Consider the following 17,677-nt stretch of genomic DNA (forward strand, 5'->3'; position numbering starts at 1 on the left):
GGTGCGGGCGGTCAAGGGGGCCGTCGTACGGCGAAGGGATGAACGATGTCTACTGCAACGATCATGGACTCCAAGTTCACCGCGCTGGCGGTGAGTGGGCCGCTGTGGGGTGTTGTCGCGTTGGTTCAGGCGGCGACGCGGGAGGGGTTTGATCTGACGCGGCATCCGTTGAGCATGTTGTCGGCCGGGTCGCTCGGGTGGGTGCAGATCGCCAACTTCGTGGTCGCGGGGGTCTTGGCGATCGTCGGGGCGCGGGGGATCAAACAAGTGGTGGCGGGCAAGTGGGCGGCGCGGTGGGTGACGGTGTACGGCGTGGGCTACGTGCTCGCGGGGGTGTTCGTGCTCGATGCGGGGGACGGGTTTCCGGCGGGGACGCCGTTGGGGGCGCCGGCTTCGATCAGTTGGCACGCGATCGCGCATCTGCTGGCGGGGACGGTCGCGTTCGTGGCGTTGACGGCGGTGCTGATCGTGCTCGGGCGGTTCTTCGCGCGGCGAGGGGAGCGGGGATGGGCGTGGGCGGCGCGGGGTGGAGCGGCGGCGGTGGTTGTCGCCGATGTCGCGTCGATGGCTGGGGTGCCCGCGGCGTCTGCCGTGCTGGCGGCCGGGGTTGTCTCGGCGATGGTGATTCTGTCGCTGGTGGCGGTCAAGCTCGGCACTCCTGCGTGACAAGATCAGCGGGTGCAGATCGGGATGCTGGGGCCGTTCGAGGTGCGCGTCGGAGCTGAGCTGGTCGACGTGCCGGGGGCTCGGTTGCGGGGGGTGCTGATCGCGCTCGCGCTGCGGCCGGGGCAGGTGGTGCCGAAGGGCGTGCTGGTCGACTGGGTCTGGGGAGAGAATCCGCCGACTGAGGCGGGGAACGCGTTGCAGCGGTTGGTTTCGCGGTTGCGGAAGGTGTTGCCGGAGGGGGTTGTGGAGGGGCATCCGGAGGGGTATCGGCTGCGGGTCGCTCCGGAGGATGTGGATGCGGTTGCGTTCGAAGCCCTCGTTGCGAAGGCTCGGCAGGCCGGTGACCTCGGGGCGTTGCAGGAAGCGCTGGGGTTGTGGCGTGGGGCGGCGATGCAGGATGTGGGGTTGCAGGAGAGTTCGGCGTACGACGCGGCTGTTGTCAGGTTGGAAGGGCTTCGGCTGGGGGCTCTCGAGGACTGGTACGACGCTGAGGTTCGGCTCGGGCGGGGTGCGGGGCTGGTTACCGAGCTGAGTGATCTGGTGGCTGCGCATCCGGTGCGGGAGCGGTTCGTGGCGGCGTTGATGCGGGCGCTGGCGGCGGCTGGGCGGAACGCTGAGGCGCTGCAGGTGTTCGAGCGGACGCGGCAGGCGCTGGGCGACGAGCTTGGGGTGGATCCTTCGGCGGAGTTGTCGGCGGTGCATGTGGCGTTGCTGCGGGGCGAGGTCGGGCGGGCGCCGGAGGAGCGGAAGACGAACCTGCGGGCTGAGTTGAGCAGTTACGTCGGGAAGGAAGACGACGTTGCGAAGGTTCGGGAGCTGGTGGCGGCGAACCGCCTGACGACGCTGGTCGGGCCAGGTGGGGCGGGGAAGACGAGGCTCGCGACGGAGACTGCACGGACGCTGTTGAGCAACGCGTCGGCGCCGGGCCCGAGCGAAGGGGCGGCAAGCGGGAGCGGAGGGGCGAGCGGGGGCGGCGCACTCCCCGACGGCGTCTGGATGGTCGAGCTCGCGCCGGTCGGGATGGAGAACGACGTCGCGCAGGCGGTGCTGACGGCGTTGAAGTTGCGGGACGGGCTGCTTGGCGACGCGGCTGAGCTGGAGCCGACCGAGCGGTTCGTCAACGCCTTCCGCGATCGCGACGCGCTGCTGATCCTGGACAACTGCGAGCACGTGATCGAGTCCGCCGCCGCCTTCGCGCACCGGGTGCTCGGGGAGTGTCACCGGCTGCGGATCATCGCGACCAGCCGGGAGGCGCTCGGGATCACCGGGGAGGCGCTCTGGCGGGTGTTGCCGTTGACGCTGCCGGCCGCCGACGCGGATGCGGCAATGATCGAGGAGTCCGCGGCTGTGCAGTTGCTGCGGGACCGAGCAGGTGCCGTGGGCAAGGAATTGCGCGACGCGGAGACGATGGCGCGCGTCTGCCGTGCACTCGACGGGATGCCGCTCGCGATCGAGCTGGCGGCGGCGCGGTTGCGGACGATGACGCTCGACCAGCTTGCGGACCGGCTCGACGACATCTTCCGGTTGCTCACCGGCGGCAGTCGTACGGCGCTGCCGCGGCAGCGCACGCTGAGAGCGGTGATCGACTGGAGCTGGGAGCTGCTCAGCCAGGAGGAGCGGAAGGTTCTGCGTCGGCTCGCCGTGTTCGCCGGCGGCGCGACTCTGGAGGCCGCCGAGCGCGTGTGCGCCGACGACGCAATCGTCGAGGCGACCGACCGGAGAGACGCCGACGTCGAGGTGACCGAGCGAGCGAGCACCGTCGAGCCCTGGCAGGTCGAAGAGTTGCTCACGGCCCTCACCGAGAAGTCCCTCATCGTTGCCGACGGCGACAAGTACCGGTTGCTCGGGACAATCAAGGAGTACGGCGTACAGCGCCTCGCCGAAGCCGGCGAAGACACAGCAGCCCGGCACGCCCACCTCGCCTACTTCACCGACCTCGCCGAACAGGCCGCGCCGTACCTGCGTCGCAGAGAGCAGCTCGAGTGGCTCGCCACCCTCGCGGCCGATCACGACAACCTCAGCGCGGCGATGCGCGGGGCGATCGCGGCGCAAGAGGCACAGCAGGCGATGCGACTCGCCGCCGCGGCCGGTCTGTACTGGTGGCTCAGCGGCAACAAGGCCGAGGGCAACGAACTCGTGATGGCCGCGACCAGGACGCCCGGCGAGGTCGCCGACGAGACCCGCGCGATGGTCTACGTCCTGGTCGTCACGTTCCTCAACACCGGCCCCGGCGACGAGCACCACGCCGAGGAGTGGATCCACGACGCCTACGAGATCAGTCAGCGCACCGCGCTCGTCGACCCGGTGCTCGCGCTGATCGCGCCGCTCGAGCACATGCTCAGGGCGCCCGGCGACATCCTGTCCGCCTGGGAGCCGATGCTCGGCAGCGCCGACCCGTGGGTGCGCGCGATGGGCCGGCTGCAGCTCGGCAAGATGCGGATCGTGCTCGGCCAGGGCGGGTTCGAGGCCGATGCGCAGCTGGAGCTGGCGGTCACCGAGTTCCGCGCGATCGGCGAGCGGTTCGGGACGTCGTTCGCGATCACCGAGCTGGCCGAGCGGATCGCTGTCCGCGGCGAGTTCGCTCGGGCCTGCGAGTACTACGACGAGGCCGTTGCCGTCGTCACTGAGCTCGGGTCCGTCGACGACGCGATCCGGATGCGCTCGCGCCAGGCGCAGCTGTACTGGCTGCTCGGCCAGTCCGAGGCCGCCGAGACCGCGATGGCCGAGGCCCAGCGGTACGCCGACCGGGTGAACTGGCCCGGATCGCTGGCCATGCTCGCGCTCTCGAAGGCCGAGCTGGCGCGCTGGGCCGGCGACGCCGACGAGGCACACCGGCAGGTCCGGTACGTCGGCCAACTGCTCGGCGACGAAGCCGAGCAGCCCCACGTCAGCGCGACCACCGAGACCCTGCTCGGCTACCTCGCCGACGACCTCGGCGAGGCCCGACAACACTTCGCGAAGGCCTGCCAAGCGGCGACCACCTCCGGTCACGCCCCCGTGATCGCGACCGTCCTGGTCGGCCTGGCCGACCTCGCGCTGCGCCGCGACCAGCACGAGCTCGTCGTACGGTTGCTGGCGGCAAGTACCGCCGTACGCGGTCTGCCGGACCGGTCGTTGCCCGACGAGGCGCGGATCGAGCAGGCAGCGCGAAGCCGCCTCGGCGACGATCAGTACGCCGAGGCGGCTCAGGAGGGCCGGGAGACCAGCTGGGATCAGCTGGTCGCGGTCACGCTCGCTTCTTGAAGGTGGCCGAGGCCCACAGGTAGCCGACCAGCGCGATCCCGACGCACCAGGCGACGGCGGTCAGCGCGTCACCGGTCTGCGGGTTGCCGTTCAGCAGACCGCGCAGCGTCTCGATGATCGGCGTGAACGGCTGGTACTGCGCGAACTGCTTGATCCCCGGCCCCATCTTGTCGGCCGGCACGATCGCGCTGCTGAAGAACGGCAGCATGATCAGCGGTACGGCGGCGAACGCGGCGGTCTCCGGCGACTTCGACGCCAGGCCGAGCGCGACCGTCAGCCAGCCGGTCGCGAACCCGAGCAGCAGGATCAGGCCGATCACCCCGAGCCAGTCCACGAAGCTCGCGGACGGGCGGAACCCGAGCGCGAACGCGACGCCGACCAGCGCCACGATCGCGATCACGTTGGTCAGCACGCTGGCCACAACCTTGCCGGTCAGGACGGCGTCGCGCGGCACGTCCATCACCTTGAACCGGTTGATGATGCCCTTGGTCATGTCGGAGTTCACCGCGACCGCGGTGCCGCCGAGGCCGTAGCAGATCGCCAGCAGCATCATTCCCGGCGTCGCGTAGTCGATGTAGTCGACGCCGACGCTGAACGCGTCACCGAGCACGTAGACGAACATGAACAGCATCACGACCGGCATCAGTACGGCGTTGAAGACGGTGGTCGGGTTGCGGGCGATGTGCCGGAAGTCGCGGCGCAGCATCACCAGCGCGGGGGACTTGGTGCTCATGATGCGACTACCTCCGTGGTGTGGCCGGTCAGGGCGAGGAAAACGTCGTCGAGGTCGGGGGTGTGCACCGAGAACTCCTCGGCGCTGAGCGCGTACTCGTCGAGCCGGTCGAGTACGCCGCGCAGCGACTTGGTACCGCCGTCGCTGGGCACCCGCAGCGTGAGCGTCTCGTCGTCGCGGGTGGCGTCGGGGAAGAGGCCGGCGGCCGACTCGAGCTCGGCGACGGTGCCGAAGCGGAGCCGGACGTGCGTCCCGGGGAGCTGTCGTTTCAGCTCGTCAGGGGTGCCCTGGGCAACGATCCGGCCCTGGTCGAGGACCGCGATCCGGTCGGCCAGCTGGTCGGCCTCCTCCAGGTACTGCGTGGTCAGGAACACCGTGACGCCGTCGGCGACCAGCTCGCGGATGATCGTCCACATCGTCCGCCGCGACCGCGGGTCCAGCCCGGTGGTCGGCTCGTCGAGGAAGATGATCTGCGGGTTCCCGACCAGCGTCATCGCCAGGTCGAGCTTGCGCCGCATCCCACCCGAGTACGTCGACGCCGGCTTGCGCGCCGACTCGGTCAGCTCGAACCGCTCCAGCAGCGCCGCGACCATCGAGGCATCGGCCGAGCGGGTCAGGTCGACCATCAGCTGCAGGTTCTCCTCGCCGGTCAGCAGCTCGTCGACCGCGGCGAACTGCCCGGTGACGCCGATCGCGGCCCGGACCGCCCGGGCGTCGGCGGCGACGTCGTACCCGGCGACCGTCGCCGTCCCGCCGTCGGCCTGCATCAACGTCGTCAGCAGGTGCACCGTCGTCGTCTTGCCCGCGCCGTTCGGGCCGAGCAGGGAGAAGATCGTCCCGGCCGGCACCTCCAGGTCGATGCCGTCCAGCACGACCTTGTCCTTGAACGCCTTCCGCAACCCGGAAACCGCAATCGCTGTGCTTGTCATGCGAGAAGCTTCCGGCGGGCGCCGGACACCGCCCTGACACCGGACTGACACGGCTAGGGTGACTGCTGACATGCTGACCCTCGCGACACTCAACACCCGCGGTCTGCCGCTGCGCGGGACCAGGATCGAGGAGCGGTTCGCGGCGATCGCCGCCGAGTTCGACGCGGGCGACGCCGACGTGGTCTGCCTGCAGGAGGTCTACACCTACCGGCTCCTCAGACTGCTCCGGCGCGGCCTGCCGTCCTTCCCGTACGCCGCCTACCGCCGCTCGTTCTCCGGACCGGCCGGTGGGTTGGTGGTCTTCTCACGGCAGCCAGTGAGCGGTACGACGTACCGGCGGTTGCCGGGATGGTCGAGAGGAACGATTCCCCTGCGATCGCGGCTGAACGCGCTGCACTGCGGCGTGCTCGCCGTCCAGGTCGCCGGATGCCGGGTCCTCACTATCCACCCGGCCGCCAACATCGACGGCGACTGGTCGGAGCAGAACCGCTTCCGCCCGCTGCAGGCCGCTCAGTTCAACGCGCTCGCGGCGATCGTGGGTGGAGATCCGGCGATCGTCTGCGGGGACTTCAACCTCCCGGCGTCGAGCACGCTGCACGCCGAGCTGCTCCGGCGGACCGGGCTGCGCGACGCGTTCCAGGGTGACTGCCCGCCGACCTACCACGCCGAGTTCCTCCCCGCGGGCCGCCCGGCGCACTGCATCGACTTCGTGCTGGTCAGCCCGTCGATCAGCGTCCGGACCAGGAAGCTGATATTCGCGAGCGGTCCTCCGTACGTCTCGGACCATCTCGGCCTGCAGGTGACTACTGAGCTTCCTGCCGGCGGACCATCTCGTTGATCCAGGCCGGGGCGTACGGCGAGGTGCAGTTCGGGGGCGTCGGGTAGTCCTTCAGGACCTCCAGGGACTCGCCGATCGCCAGCGCGCGGGCTCGCAGGTCGGGGTGCGAGATCCCGATCTGGGCGAGGCAGTGGTTCATCGCCCACTGCAGCCGCTCGGGAGCGCCCTTCATGTCGGACTCGATGGTGTCCAGCAGCCCCGGCAGATCGAGACCCTCCGGCGACTTGGCGACCCGGTCCGTGGTGAGCGCCCACCCGGCGCTGGCGATTGCCGGGTCGGGGTCGGCGAACCACGCGACGCGTAGGGGTTCACAGTGCGGGCTCTTTTTGACCACGTAGCTCACCAGCCACTCGTGGGCCTTCGGGCTGATCGGTTCGCGGAGCATGCCATCGAGCTCGTCGCGGTCGAAGGCCTTCGGGCGGCAGACCAGCAGGGCGAGCAGGCGCGCGTTCGGATCGCCGGTGCGCCAGAGGTCGCGGGCCAGCTCCTGCTGGGTCTTGAGGCGCTTCGCGACCGCGCGGAGCTTGGTCAGGTTCACACCGTGGTCGTCGCCGTGCTTCTCGTTGACCGCGCGAATCTTCGGGTCCTCGAGCGCGGCCAGCTCGGTCAGCAGCGCGGTCACGGTTTCGTCAGGCACCTGCGGGCTCCTGTTCTGCGGCGAGTTGCTCCAGGGTGGCACGTTCCGCCTCGTTGGTGCAGAGCTCTGCGGCCTGCAGGTACGCGGTGCGGGCCTCCTCCGGGCGGTCGAGACGCGCCAGCAGACCTGCCCGTACGGCGTACAGGAGGTGCGACTTGCCCAGTACGCCGTCCGCGAGCTCGTCGACCAGAGCCAGCCCGGCGGCGGGGCCTGAGGACATGCCGACCGCGGCGGCGTGGTTGAGGTCGACGACCGGGGACGGCGCGAGCTGGCGCAGGCCCTCGTACAGGGCGACGATGCGTGGCCAGTTGGTCTCGTCGACGGAGACGGCGGTGGCGTGGCACTCGGCGATCGCGGCCTGGAGGCCGTAGTACCCGAGGCCGCGGCCGACGGCGACGGCCTTCGCCAGAGCAGCGCGGCCGCGGCGGATCGCGGACCGGTCCCAGAGGTGGCGGTCCTGGTCCTCGAGCAGGACCGGGCGGCCGTCGGCGTCCACGCGGGCCGGGAAGCGCGCGGCGGTCAGCTCCATCAGCGCGAGCAGGCTCTGCGCCTCGTGCTCGGGTGTCAGGCGGGCGATGCTGCGGGCGAGTCGTAGCGCCTCCTGCGCGAGGTCGGTGCGGATCAGGGAGTCGCCGTGCGAGGCCGACGAGCCTTCGGTGAAGATCAGGTAGACCACGTTCAGCACCGAGCTGAGCCGCGCCGGGCGCTCGGCCGGCTCCGGTACGGCGAACGGGATCTGCGCCGCGGCGATCGACTTCTTCGCGCGGGTGATCCGGGCCTGCACGGTCGGGACCGGGACGAGCAGCGACTTGGCGATCTCGTCGGTGGTCAGACCGCCGACGACGCGCAGCGTGAGCGCGACCCGGGACTCCTTGGCCAGGATCGGGTGGCAGGACGTGAAGATCAGCGCGAGCAGGTCGTCGTCGATCGCGTCCGGGTCGAACAGGACGTCGGCGCCCGGCGTCGTGTCGTCGAGGTCGCGGGCCAGTACGGCGTACCGCTCGTCGGCGCCCGCCCGCCGCCGGAACGCGTCGATCGCGCGCCGGCGGCCGACGGCGGTCAGCCAGTTCGCGGGCTTGTCCGGGACGCCGCTGGTCGACCAGCTGACCAGTGCCTCGGCGAGGGCCTCCTGGGCGACGTCCTCGGCGAGCGCGAAGTCGTGGGTGTAGCGGGCGAGCGCGCCGACGATGCGCGCGGACTCGCTCCGCCAGACCGCCTCGACGACGCGCCGAGCCTCACTCACGCCCGGCTCCGGTCGTACCGAGGCTCATGCCAGGCCCCGGTCCGGCCGAGCCGCAGGCCAGGCCCGCGGTGTGGGGGACAGGCTCACAGCTGCCCGGTGGACTCGCGCCACTTGCGCTCGTTCTGGATCCACGGGTTGTCCTGCGGCAGCTCGTCGATCCCGGTGACCCGGCGGATCTCGATCTTCGAGTGCTGGGTGTACGGCATCCGCCGGGCCCACTCGACCGCCTCCTGCCGCGAGGAGACCTCCAGGATGTAGTAGCCGGTGAACAGCTCCTTCGTCTCGCCGTACGGGCCGTCGGAGACCACCGGCGTCTCACCGGTGAAGTCGACGACCACGCTCTCCTCGGGGTCGAGGCCCTCGGCGGCCAGCAGCACGCCGGCCCGGATCAGCTCGTCGTTGTACTTCCCGATCGTCGAGACGATCTCGTTGAAGTCGAGATCGGCGAACAGCGCGTAGTTCTCGTCGGTCGGCCGCATGATCAGCATGTACTTGGTCATCGTCAGTCTTCCTCTCAGGTGGTGCGAGGGGGCCCTCGCCACCCACAGGTCGAACGGTGCACGCACCGATCGACAGCATGCCCGAGAAAAGTTTCACCCGGTCAGGACGACGAGCTGCTGCGTCGCCCGCGTCATCGCGACGTACCGGTCGACGGCACCCTCGACGCCGTCCCCGAACGCCTCCGGATTCACCAGGACGACGAGGTCGAACTCCAGGCCCTTGGCCAGCACCGGCGTCAGCGAGCGGGCGGTCCCCTCGTACGACGGGTCACCGATCACGCAGGCCGTGGAGTCGGGATGCTGCGCGGTCCACTCGGCGATCACCGTGTCCAGGGAGTCGATGCTCCCGTGCCCGACCGGCAGCCCGCTGTCGCGGATCGAGGTCGGCACGTTCGCGTCCGGCAGCACCGCGCGGATCACCGGCTCGGCCTCGGTCATGATCTCCGACGGCGTCCGGTAGTTCACCGTGAGCCCGGCCAGCTCGACCCGGTCGAGGCCGACGCGCCGCAGCCGCTCCTCCCACGACTCGGTGAACCCGTGCCGGGCCTGCGCCCGGTCGCCGACGATCGTGAAGCTGCGCGACGGGTTGCGCAGCAGCAGCATCTGCCACTCGGCGTCGGTCAGCTCCTGCGCCTCGTCCACGACGATGTGCGCGAACGGCCCGGCCAGCTCGTCGGGATCCGGCGTCGGCAGCGCGCCCTCGTCGATCAGCGCCTCCTGGAGATCGCCGTGGACCAGGCTCTGGACGAGCCCCTCGCCGTCGTCGGCCTGGCGGAGCCGGTCGATCACCTCGGACATCCGCTCGCGCTCCGCCGCGGCGACCGCACGCTGGCGGCGCTTCCGCCGCGACGACTCGGGGTCGCCGAGCCGCTGCCGGGCCGCGTCGAGCAGCGGCAGGTCGGCGACCGTCCACGCGTACGGGTCGTCGCGCTGCAGCAGCTTCACCTCGTCGGGCTCCAGCCAGGGCGCGCAGCGGCGCAGGTACGCCGGGACCGACCACAGGTCGGCGACCAGGTCGGTCGGCTCGATCAGCGGCCAGGCCCGGTCGAACGTGTCGCGCAGCGTCTCGTTGCGCTGCAGCGCCCGGCGTACCTGGTCGAGCGAGATCTCCTCGTCGTCCTCGTCGAGCTTGTCCAGCAGGATCGTCAGCAGCTCGTCCCAGGCCTGGTCGCGGCCCTCGTTGTGCGGCGTCCCGGCGTCGACCGAGCCGAACGCCTCGGCCCAGTCGGCGACGCTGAGGTAGAGGTCGGCCCACTCGGTCTCGACGACCAGCGGCTTGGTCGGCGGCTCCTCGTACAGCGCGGCGGCCGGCTCGATCGCGCCGACCATCTGCGCCGTCGACTTGAGGCGCAGGGCATCGGGATCGGTTTCCGGACCGGCGGTCGCGCCTTCGGGCAGCAAGTCCCGCAGCGTGCAGGTCTGGACGCCTTCCTCGCCGAGGCTCGGGAGCACGTCGGAGACGTAGGCCAGGTACGGCTGGTGCGGGCCGATGAACAGTACGCCGCCCCGCCGCTGCTCCAGCCGCGGATCGGAGTACAGCAGGTACGCCGACCGGTGCAGCGCCACGACGGTCTTGCCGGTGCCCGGCCCGCCGTCGACGACGAGCGCGCCGCGCGAGCTGGCCCGGATGATCGCGTCCTGGTCGGACTGGATGGTGCCGAGCACGTCGCGCATCCGGTCCGAGCGGTTGCTGCCCAGGCTGGCGATGAACGCCGACTGGTCGTCGAGCGCCGCCGCGTGCCCGGTGAAGGCGTCGGCGGTGAACACCTCGTCCCAGTAGTCGCTGATCCGGCCGCGGGTCCAGCGGTAGCGGCGGCGGAAGACCAGATCCATCGGCTGCGCGTGGGTCGCGCCGAAGAACGGCTCAGCCGCGGGGGAGCGCCAGTCGATCAGCAGGCGGCGGCCATCGGTGTCGGTGAGGCCCAGGCGGCCGACGTACACGGGTTCGCCGTCGGAGGCGACCATGTGGCCGAGGCAGAGATCGAGGCCGAAGCGGCGCAAGGTCCGCAACCGCGAGGTCAGCCGGTGGATCTCCAGATCGCGGTCCAGAGCTTCCTGGCCGGTGCCGCCGGGGGACTTGCGGATCTCCTCCAGCCGCTGGGTGAGGTCGGTGACGGATTTGTCGAGGCTCGCGGCGATCGCCGCGAAGTGCTGCTCGTCGCGCGCGATCAGCTCCGGGTCGTCCTTGGCGGGGTGGCCGGCGAGGTCGAAGGCGCTGGTCGTTCCCACAGACATGGGGCTCCGTTTCGTCCGAAAATGTGGTTCGGTCGACGATTGTGAGCCCTCCCCGGGGCCTTGCGGCAAGTCCCCCTGTGCGCTATAAGTTGGTTGTGGCAAGGAAAACGTTTCCTTGCCGCTTTTTTGTGCCCGGGGCGGGGATAGAGTCACCGGCATGGCGATCGACGTACGTGACGACCTGGCTCCCACCGGCGTGCTGCGCGCCTCGATCAACCTGGGCAACCCGGTGCTCGCGCAGGGCACGCCCGGGCAGCCGGGCGGGGTGACCGTCGACATCGCCCGCGAGCTCGCGCGCCGGCTGGAGGTCGCGGTCGAGTTCGTCTGCTTCACCGCGGCCAAGCAGTCCTTCGAGGCGCTCACCGACGGCCGCGCCGACCTCGGCTTCCTGGCGATCGAGCCCGCGCGCGCCGACCAGGTCGCGTTCACACCGCCGTACGTGATCATCGAGGGCGTGTACGCCGTGCCCGACGGCTCGCCGATCACCACCCCGGCCGAGGCCGACCGCGAGGGCGTCAGGATCGGGGTCAAGGAGGGCTCGGCGTACGACCTGTTCCTCACTCGGACCCTGCGGCACGCGACACTGATCCGCAGCGCCGAAGGCGTGGACGTCTTCCGCGACGAGCAGCTCGACGCCGGCGCCGGCATCCGCAAGCCGGTCGAGGAGTTCGTCGCCCGCACCCCCGGCACCCGCGTCGTCCCCGACCGCTTCATGGAGATCCGCCAGGCCGTCGCCACCCCCAAGCGCCACCCCGACACCACCATCTGGCTCTCCGAGCAGATCGAGAACCTCAAGGCAACAGGCTTCGTCGCCGCTGCGCTGAAGGCCTCCGGCCGCCTCGACGCGATGGTCGCGCCGCTCAGCGACTAGCTCAGTTCGCCGCGATCTCGAGCAGCGCCGTGTAGTCACCACGATCTGCCTGCCGAAGCGCGGCCAGGTACTGCCGGCGTGCCTCGGCGACCGGCAGTCCTCCTCGGGCACCCCACGACAGGTGGCCCGGGCCGAGGCCGAGGGTGTCTGCCAGCGCTCCGGCCGCCAGCCGCGCATGCCTTCCGTTGCCGTTCACGAACGGATGGATCGACACCAGCAGGTGGTGGAACCGGATACTGATCTCGGACTCGGAGTAGGTGCCGTGCTCCACCCAGTACGCCGTGTCGCCGAGCAGGATCTGCAGGCGTTCCGGGATCTGGGCCGGCGCGACACCGATCGTGGTCTCGCGCCGCCGCGTCTGTCCGGCCCAGCTCCAGACCTCGCCGAACATCCGCTGGTGGAGCTCACGCACGAACGACTGGCACAGCAGGTCGGCGGTGCTCAGCACCTGATCGCCGAGCCAGAGCAGCGCGTCGGTGATGTTGTCCGCCTCGGCGTCGTTCAGCTCCGCCCGGGTCGCGATCGACGCGTACGCCGGGTTCAGGTACTGCGCGTCGTCGGCGTCGACCGGCGTCTGACCGTCCTCGTCGCCACCCAGCCTGTCGGCGGTCACGCCGCCTGACTGCGGACGCGGTGGGCGACGACTTTCCGCAGGACCCGCTGGAAGCCCTCCTCGGTCACCGGCTGCGCCTCCAGCGACATCGTCCAGGCGATCTGCTGGGCTTTGGCGATGTCCTGCTGGGTCGGTTGCTCGTCGGGGGCGACCAGTGCGATGCCGACCTTCGACAGGACCTGGAGGAGCTTGTCGGCCTCGAGCCGCGGGGCGCCGTTCTCGAGCCGGCTCAGCCACTCCCGGGAGACGCCCGCCGCGCCGGCCAGTTCGGCCTGCGACAGGTGCCGGCGCTTGCGCTCGGCCCGGACCGCGGTCCCCAGCTCTCGCATTCCGCCGATCGTCATCGGTGCGCTCCTCTTCGGTGTGACAGTACTGTCACAGGGTAGCGGTGTGTCAGTACTGTCACAAGTCGTCCTGTGACCGAACAGGAGCCAAGGGTCCTTCCGAGGGCAGTTCGGAAGGACCCTTGGCGGTCGGGGGGATCAGCCCGGGAACTTCAGGCGGACGATGTGGTTGTCGATGGTGTTCGGGGATCCGCCGTTCATGTCGTTGTTGGTCGAGGTCAGCCACAGGGCGCCGTCGGGGGTCTTGGTGATGCTGCGCAGGCGGCCCCAGCGGCCGGAGAAGAGGGCTTGGGGGGTGCCGACGCCGTTGCCGGCGGCGTTGATCTGGGTGACCCAGAGCTGGCGGCCGGTGACGCCGGCGACGTAGATCCAGTCGTTGACGATCTCGACGCCGCTCGGGCCGGCCTGGGACGTCGACCAGGTGCGCTTCGGGGCGATGTAGCCGCCGCAGTCGCCGATCGTTCCCTCGCAGGCGGGCCAGCCGTAGTTGCCGCCCTTCTGGACGAGGTTCAGCTCGTCCTGGCTGTTCTCACCGAACTCGGCGGCCCAGAGCTGGCCGCGCGAGTCCCACGCGAGGCCCTGCGGGTTGCGGAAGCCGAGGCTCCACACGTAGCGCGCGTTGCCGCCGGTGCTGAAGAACGGGTTGTCGCTCGGCGCGGTGCCGTCGGGGTTGATGCGCAGGATCTTGCCGTTCAGCGAGCCGCGGTTCTGCGAGTTGCCGGAGTTCTTCGCGTCGCCGACGGCGGCGTACAACTTGCCGTCGGGACCGAAGCGGATCCGCCCGCCGTTGTGGTACCGGTTCTTGGCCAGTCCGGTGAGCACCGGCGAGGACGTCGTCGCGAGTACGCCGTTCTCGTACTTCATCCGCACGATCCGGTTGTCGTTCGCGGCCGTGTGGTAGAGGTACACCCAGTGGTCGGTGCTGAAGTTCGGCGACAGCGCGAGGCCGAGCAACCCGCCCTCACCGGTGGTCGTGACAGCGCCAGGAACCTTGCCCAGCACGGTTTTCTGCCCGGTCGACGAGACCAGCAGCAGCTCGAACCGGTCCCGCTCGGTGACCAGCGCCGAGCCCGACCCGTCCGGCAGGAACGCGACGCTCCAGCCGAGGTCTACGCGCGCGATGTCGCGCTCGTACTCCGGGATGCCGCCGGTCCCGCCACCGCTGGTCCGGACCGTCACCGCGTTGCTCGGCCCGGAGGCGTTCCCGTCGGGGTCGCGCGCCTTGACCGTGAACGTGTACTGCGTGTTGGCGGTCAGGTTGGTCGCCGTCGCGGTCAGCGAGCCGGTGCTCGAGACCAGCGTGCTGCCCTGGTACACGTCGTACCCGGCGACGCTGCCGCTGTTGTCGGTCGACGCGTTCCAGGCCAGCGAGACGCTGTTCGCGGTGGCGCCGGTCGAGCGCAGGTTGCCCGGCACGGTCGGCGGCTGCGTGTCACCGCTGACCGGCGTGGTGAACGTGACCACGTTGCTCTGCTGCGAAGCGTTGCCCGCGGCATCGAACGCCCCGACCGAGATGTCGTACGCCGTGTTGGAGGTGAGCGTGTCGACGGTCGCGGTCAGCGTGTTCGCGTCGACCACCTTGAGCACGTTGCCGCCACGGTTGATCTCGTACCGGACCACGCCGACGTTGTCGCTCGCCGCCGACCAGCTGAAGGTCGCCGCGTTCGACTTGATGTTGCTGACTCCCAAGTTGCTCGGGGCACCGGGTGGCTGGGTGTCGTCGCTGGTCGGGTTCACGGTCAGCTTGTCGGCGTTCGGGCCGCCGTCGGCGGTGGTCGCGCGGGCCCGGATCTTGTTGCTCCCGGCCACCAGTGACAGCCGGACCGTCTTGGTCTGCCAGGTGGTCCAGGCGCCGGTGCCGGGGAAGGTGATCCCGACCGCGCCGGCGACGCCGTTCACGGTGAAGTCGAGCGGCCGGGCGGCCGCCGTGCCGTTGGCGTAGCGCAGGGTGACGTCGGCCGGGCCCGCGACCGGGGACTGGATGGTCCACTCGACGTAGCTGCCGACCAGGTTGTCGAAGTTCACGAACCCCCGCCCGGTGAACCCGGCGTGGTTGGACTCGACCAGGCCTTGGGAGATCAGCGCGTCCTCGGCCTGGTAGTCGGTGGGCGCGGCAGCGGCGGGTGGGGTGGCGAGCGCGAGCGCGACGGCGAGCGCGGTCAGACCCGCGGTCGCCGTACGCCGGGCAGAGCGAAGTCTCATCGGGCGGTCTCCTGACTTCCTGGGGCGGGAGGAGCAGCAGGGGAGCCGAGCATTGATAGGCAGGAACGTTTCCTAACTATCAGCGCTGATCACACCACCGCCGGAGAACCGCTGTCAAGACATCGGGAATGCGCTTGCCTGGAATCAGTCCGAGCGGACCACCGCGCCGATCACGTCGTTGAACGCCTCGGTCGAGGACGGGTGGGTGAAGATCGAACGCTGCAGCGCGGTCGCCGTCATGCCCTGCCGCATCGCCAGCGCGACCACGTTCACCAGCTCCTGCGCGTCGACGCTGAGCAGCGCCGCACCGAGGATCTGGTCGGTCTCCAGGTCGATGACGAACTTCATCGCGCCGCGGGTCTCCTCGACGATGTAGGCCCGCGGCATCGCGACGATGTCGGCGACCGGCTGGAACCCGATCTTGATCCGGTACCCGGCCTCCCGGGCCGCCTTCTCGGTCAGCCCGACCGTCGCCAGCGGCGGCGACATGAACAGCGTCTGCGGTACGGCGACCCGGTCGGTGGTGGCGCGCTTGCCCTCGCCGATCAGCTGGTCCAGCACGATCCGGCTGTCGTCGAGGGAGATGTAGGTGAACTGCGGACCGCCGTTCACGTCACCGAGTGCGTAGATGTGCGGCTGGTTGGTCCGCAGGTGCTCGTCGACCTCGACCGCGCCGCCCGGAGTCGTCCGTACGCCGGCCTTGGCGAGGTCCAGCGCAGCCGTCGCCGGGCGGCGGCCGGTCGCGGACAGGATCGCGTCGGCGGTCAGCGTGTGCTCGCGCCCGTCCTTCTCGTACACGACGGTGTCGTCGCCACGGATCTCCCGCACGCGAGCGCCCGGGACGATCCGGATCCCTTCGCCGGTGAGGATCTGCTCGGCGACCGCCGCGATGTCGTCGTCCTCGCGGCCGAGGATCCGCGGCGACGCCTCGAGCACGGTCACCTGCGACCCGAACCGCCGGTAGATGGAGGCGAACTCGATGCCCAGGTAACCGCCGCCGATCACCACCAGCCGGTCGGGCAGATGGGTGGTGTGGATCAGGTCGACGTTCGTCATCGTCAGCGGGCTCTCCCGCAGGCCTGGGAGGTCCGGGATCACCGGCTCCGACCCGGTGTTGATCAGGATCGTCTCGCCGTACACCTCGATCCGGCCGGCGCCGGTCTCGACCGCGACGGTGTGCGGGTCGGTGAACGACGCCTCGCCGGTGATCACGGTGATCGTCTCGGCGCCGTCCAGGGCCTCGAAGTTGCCGGCCCGGAACGCCGACGTGATGGCCTGCACCTCACCGACCGAGCGCTCGAACCACTCCTGCGGCTGGTCGCCGGGGCGGCGCTTGCCGGAGCGGTGCACCAGTGCTTTGGTCGGGACGCAGCCGACGTTCGGGCAGGTGCCGCCGTACATCTGGTCGGAGCGCTCGATCAGGACGACGCGGCGCCCGAGGCGGCCCAGGGTGCCGGCGGCGATCTTGCCGCCCTTGCCGAAGCCGATCACGACGACGTCGGCGCGGAGCAGGTTCGTGGAGGTCATGATCGCTAGTGTCGGTCGGTACGATTGAGCCGTACCAGTCGATTCCTGCTCAGATTCCGGTCGTATCGTCTCATGGACTCCATCACGCACCTGATTGCGCTGGCCAAGCCGACGGCCGTCCTCGACAAGCGCTGCCTGCTCGCGGGCGCCACCGAGATGACGGTCCCGGCGTACGGCGAGCACGACGCCACCTTCCACCTGCTGCTCGACGGCGAGTGCACACTCCAGCTGGCCGACGGGTCGTACCCGCTGCGCGCCGGGGACGCGGTGATCCTGCCGGGCAGCCCGTCGCACATCGTCCGCACCCCGCGCCTCGCCCCGCGAGAGCCGGCGGCGCCCGGCGGGAGCGCCTCGTGGCAGGGCGTCGCCGACACCCCAGGACCTGCCTTCGGCACGCTCCGCAGCGACCTCGGCGGCGACCCGGTGATCGACCTCTTCTGTGGCTACTACTCACCGGGCTCCTGGGCCGGCGCGATGCTCTTCGGCAGCCTGCCCGACCCCCTGATCGTCTCCGTCGCCCCCGACGACGACGCCGTCCGCGCACTCGCCACGATGATGCGCACCGAAGCCGGCGCGGCCAACCCCGGTGCGGGCGCGATCCTGACCAGCCTCTGCGGCGCCCTGCTCGCGATGATCCTCCGCCGCGCGGGTCTCACCGGTGCCCCGCTCTGGACCGCCGCCGGCGATCCGCGGATCGCGGCCGCGATCGACGCCGTACTGCAGGATCCCGGCGCGGACTGGTCGGTCGAGCGGCTCGCCCGGCTGGCCTCGATGTCACGGGCCACCTTCGTCCGGCACTTCGGCCGGCACACCGGTACGACGGTGAACGCGTTCGTCACCCGGATCCGGATGATGGTCGCCGCCGATCTGCTCACCCGCGAGGACCTGACCGTCGCCACCGTCGCGGCCAGGGTCGGCTACCAGTCGGAGTCGGCGTTCGCCCGCGCGTTCCACCAGGCCACCGGCCGGACCCCGGGCCGTTTCCGGCGCTCCGGCGCGACCCCGTAACATCTCCCGGGGTAGCCGAGCGGTTGTATCCGGTATACCATCGGTGCCCAATAGAATAGTTTCAGGAGGGGAGTATTCCCCCCGAGTC

At 70.5% G+C, this 17,677-nt stretch carries 15 protein-coding genes; 5 read left to right on the forward strand and 10 right to left on the reverse strand.

Annotation, left to right across the window (positions count from 1 at the left end; all coding sequences use genetic code 11):
- Positions 1-45: 45 nt before the first annotated feature.
- Positions 46-666: a DUF998 domain-containing protein gene (locus AB0M01_RS27380; protein ID WP_363674377.1), complete on the forward strand. Its 621-nt coding sequence runs from the start codon at positions 46-48 to the stop codon at positions 664-666.
- Positions 667-678: 12 nt separating this feature from the next.
- A complete protein-coding gene (locus tag AB0M01_RS27385; RefSeq protein ID WP_363674379.1) occupies positions 679-3,909 on the forward strand; it encodes a BTAD domain-containing putative transcriptional regulator in 3,231 nt (1,076 codons plus the stop codon).
- Here the strand turns inward: AB0M01_RS27385 and AB0M01_RS27390 are convergent.
- Both AB0M01_RS27390 and AB0M01_RS27395 read right to left on the reverse strand, forming a co-directional pair.
- Positions 3,893-4,642: an ABC transporter permease gene (locus AB0M01_RS27390; protein ID WP_363674381.1), complete on the reverse strand. Its 750-nt coding sequence runs from the start codon at positions 4,640-4,642 to the stop codon at positions 3,893-3,895. The genes AB0M01_RS27385 and AB0M01_RS27390 overlap by 17 nt on opposite strands.
- Positions 4,639-5,571: an ATP-binding cassette domain-containing protein gene (locus AB0M01_RS27395; protein ID WP_363674383.1), complete on the reverse strand. Its 933-nt coding sequence runs from the start codon at positions 5,569-5,571 to the stop codon at positions 4,639-4,641. The genes AB0M01_RS27390 and AB0M01_RS27395 overlap by 4 nt, the downstream gene beginning before the upstream one ends.
- Before the next feature lie 58 nt (positions 5,572-5,629).
- Here AB0M01_RS27395 and AB0M01_RS27400 point away from each other — a divergent pair, with 58 nt between their 5' ends.
- Complete coding sequence (locus AB0M01_RS27400) at positions 5,630-6,409, forward strand: endonuclease/exonuclease/phosphatase family protein (protein ID WP_363674385.1); 780 nt, start codon at positions 5,630-5,632, stop codon at positions 6,407-6,409.
- Here AB0M01_RS27400 and AB0M01_RS27405 read toward each other — a convergent pair.
- The 4 genes from AB0M01_RS27405 to helR all read right to left on the reverse strand — a co-directional run bounded on the left by AB0M01_RS27405 (position 6,375) and on the right by helR (position 11,024).
- A complete protein-coding gene (locus AB0M01_RS27405; protein WP_363674387.1) occupies positions 6,375-7,046 on the reverse strand; it encodes a DNA alkylation repair protein in 672 nt (223 codons plus the stop codon). The two genes, AB0M01_RS27400 and AB0M01_RS27405, sit on opposite strands and share 35 nt — an antisense overlap.
- Complete coding sequence (locus AB0M01_RS27410; protein WP_363674389.1) at positions 7,039-8,289, reverse strand: sigma-70 family RNA polymerase sigma factor; 1,251 nt, start codon at positions 8,287-8,289, stop codon at positions 7,039-7,041. Before AB0M01_RS27410 ends, AB0M01_RS27405 begins: the two co-directional genes overlap by 8 nt.
- Positions 8,290-8,372: 83 nt before the next feature.
- The gene (locus AB0M01_RS27415; RefSeq protein ID WP_363674391.1) at positions 8,373-8,789 is read right to left on the reverse strand and encodes a YciI family protein; all 417 of its coding nucleotides are present in this window, start codon (positions 8,787-8,789) and stop codon (positions 8,373-8,375) included.
- Between the two features lie 93 nt (positions 8,790-8,882).
- On the reverse strand, positions 8,883-11,024 hold the full coding sequence (gene helR, locus AB0M01_RS27420) for an RNA polymerase recycling motor ATPase HelR (RefSeq protein WP_363674393.1): 2,142 nt from the start codon (positions 11,022-11,024) through the stop codon (positions 8,883-8,885).
- Positions 11,025-11,181: 157 nt separating this feature from the next.
- Between helR and AB0M01_RS27425 the strand changes: the two genes are divergently transcribed.
- Entirely contained in the window at positions 11,182-11,895 is a 714-nt protein-coding gene (locus tag AB0M01_RS27425; RefSeq protein WP_363674395.1) for a transporter substrate-binding domain-containing protein, read from the forward strand.
- A gap of 1 nt (position 11,896) precedes the next feature.
- Here the strand turns inward: AB0M01_RS27425 and AB0M01_RS27430 are convergent, their stop codons facing one another.
- The 4 genes from AB0M01_RS27430 to AB0M01_RS27445 all read right to left on the reverse strand — a co-directional run bounded on the left by AB0M01_RS27430 (position 11,897) and on the right by AB0M01_RS27445 (position 16,581).
- Positions 11,897-12,508: a mobile mystery protein B gene (locus AB0M01_RS27430; RefSeq protein ID WP_363674397.1), complete on the reverse strand. Its 612-nt coding sequence runs from the start codon at positions 12,506-12,508 to the stop codon at positions 11,897-11,899.
- The gene (locus tag AB0M01_RS27435; RefSeq protein ID WP_363674398.1) at positions 12,505-12,852 is read right to left on the reverse strand and encodes a helix-turn-helix domain-containing protein; all 348 of its coding nucleotides are present in this window, start codon (positions 12,850-12,852) and stop codon (positions 12,505-12,507) included. The genes AB0M01_RS27430 and AB0M01_RS27435 overlap by 4 nt, the downstream gene beginning before the upstream one ends.
- A 138-nt stretch (positions 12,853-12,990) precedes the next feature.
- A complete protein-coding gene (locus tag AB0M01_RS27440) occupies positions 12,991-15,054 on the reverse strand; it encodes a PQQ-dependent sugar dehydrogenase (protein WP_363674400.1) in 2,064 nt (687 codons plus the stop codon).
- Positions 15,055-15,198: 144 nt separating this feature from the next.
- A complete protein-coding gene (locus AB0M01_RS27445) occupies positions 15,199-16,581 on the reverse strand; it encodes an FAD-dependent oxidoreductase (protein WP_363674402.1) in 1,383 nt (460 codons plus the stop codon).
- A 72-nt stretch (positions 16,582-16,653) separates the two neighbouring features.
- Between AB0M01_RS27445 and AB0M01_RS27450 the strand changes: the two genes are divergently transcribed.
- Positions 16,654-17,589: an AraC family transcriptional regulator gene (locus tag AB0M01_RS27450; RefSeq protein ID WP_363674404.1), complete on the forward strand. Its 936-nt coding sequence runs from the start codon at positions 16,654-16,656 to the stop codon at positions 17,587-17,589.
- Positions 17,590-17,677: the final 88 nt, after the last annotated feature.

The sequence above is a fragment of the Kribbella sp. NPDC051770 genome (genome assembly GCF_040681455.1).
GTDB lineage: Bacteria > Actinomycetota > Actinomycetes > Propionibacteriales > Kribbellaceae > Kribbella.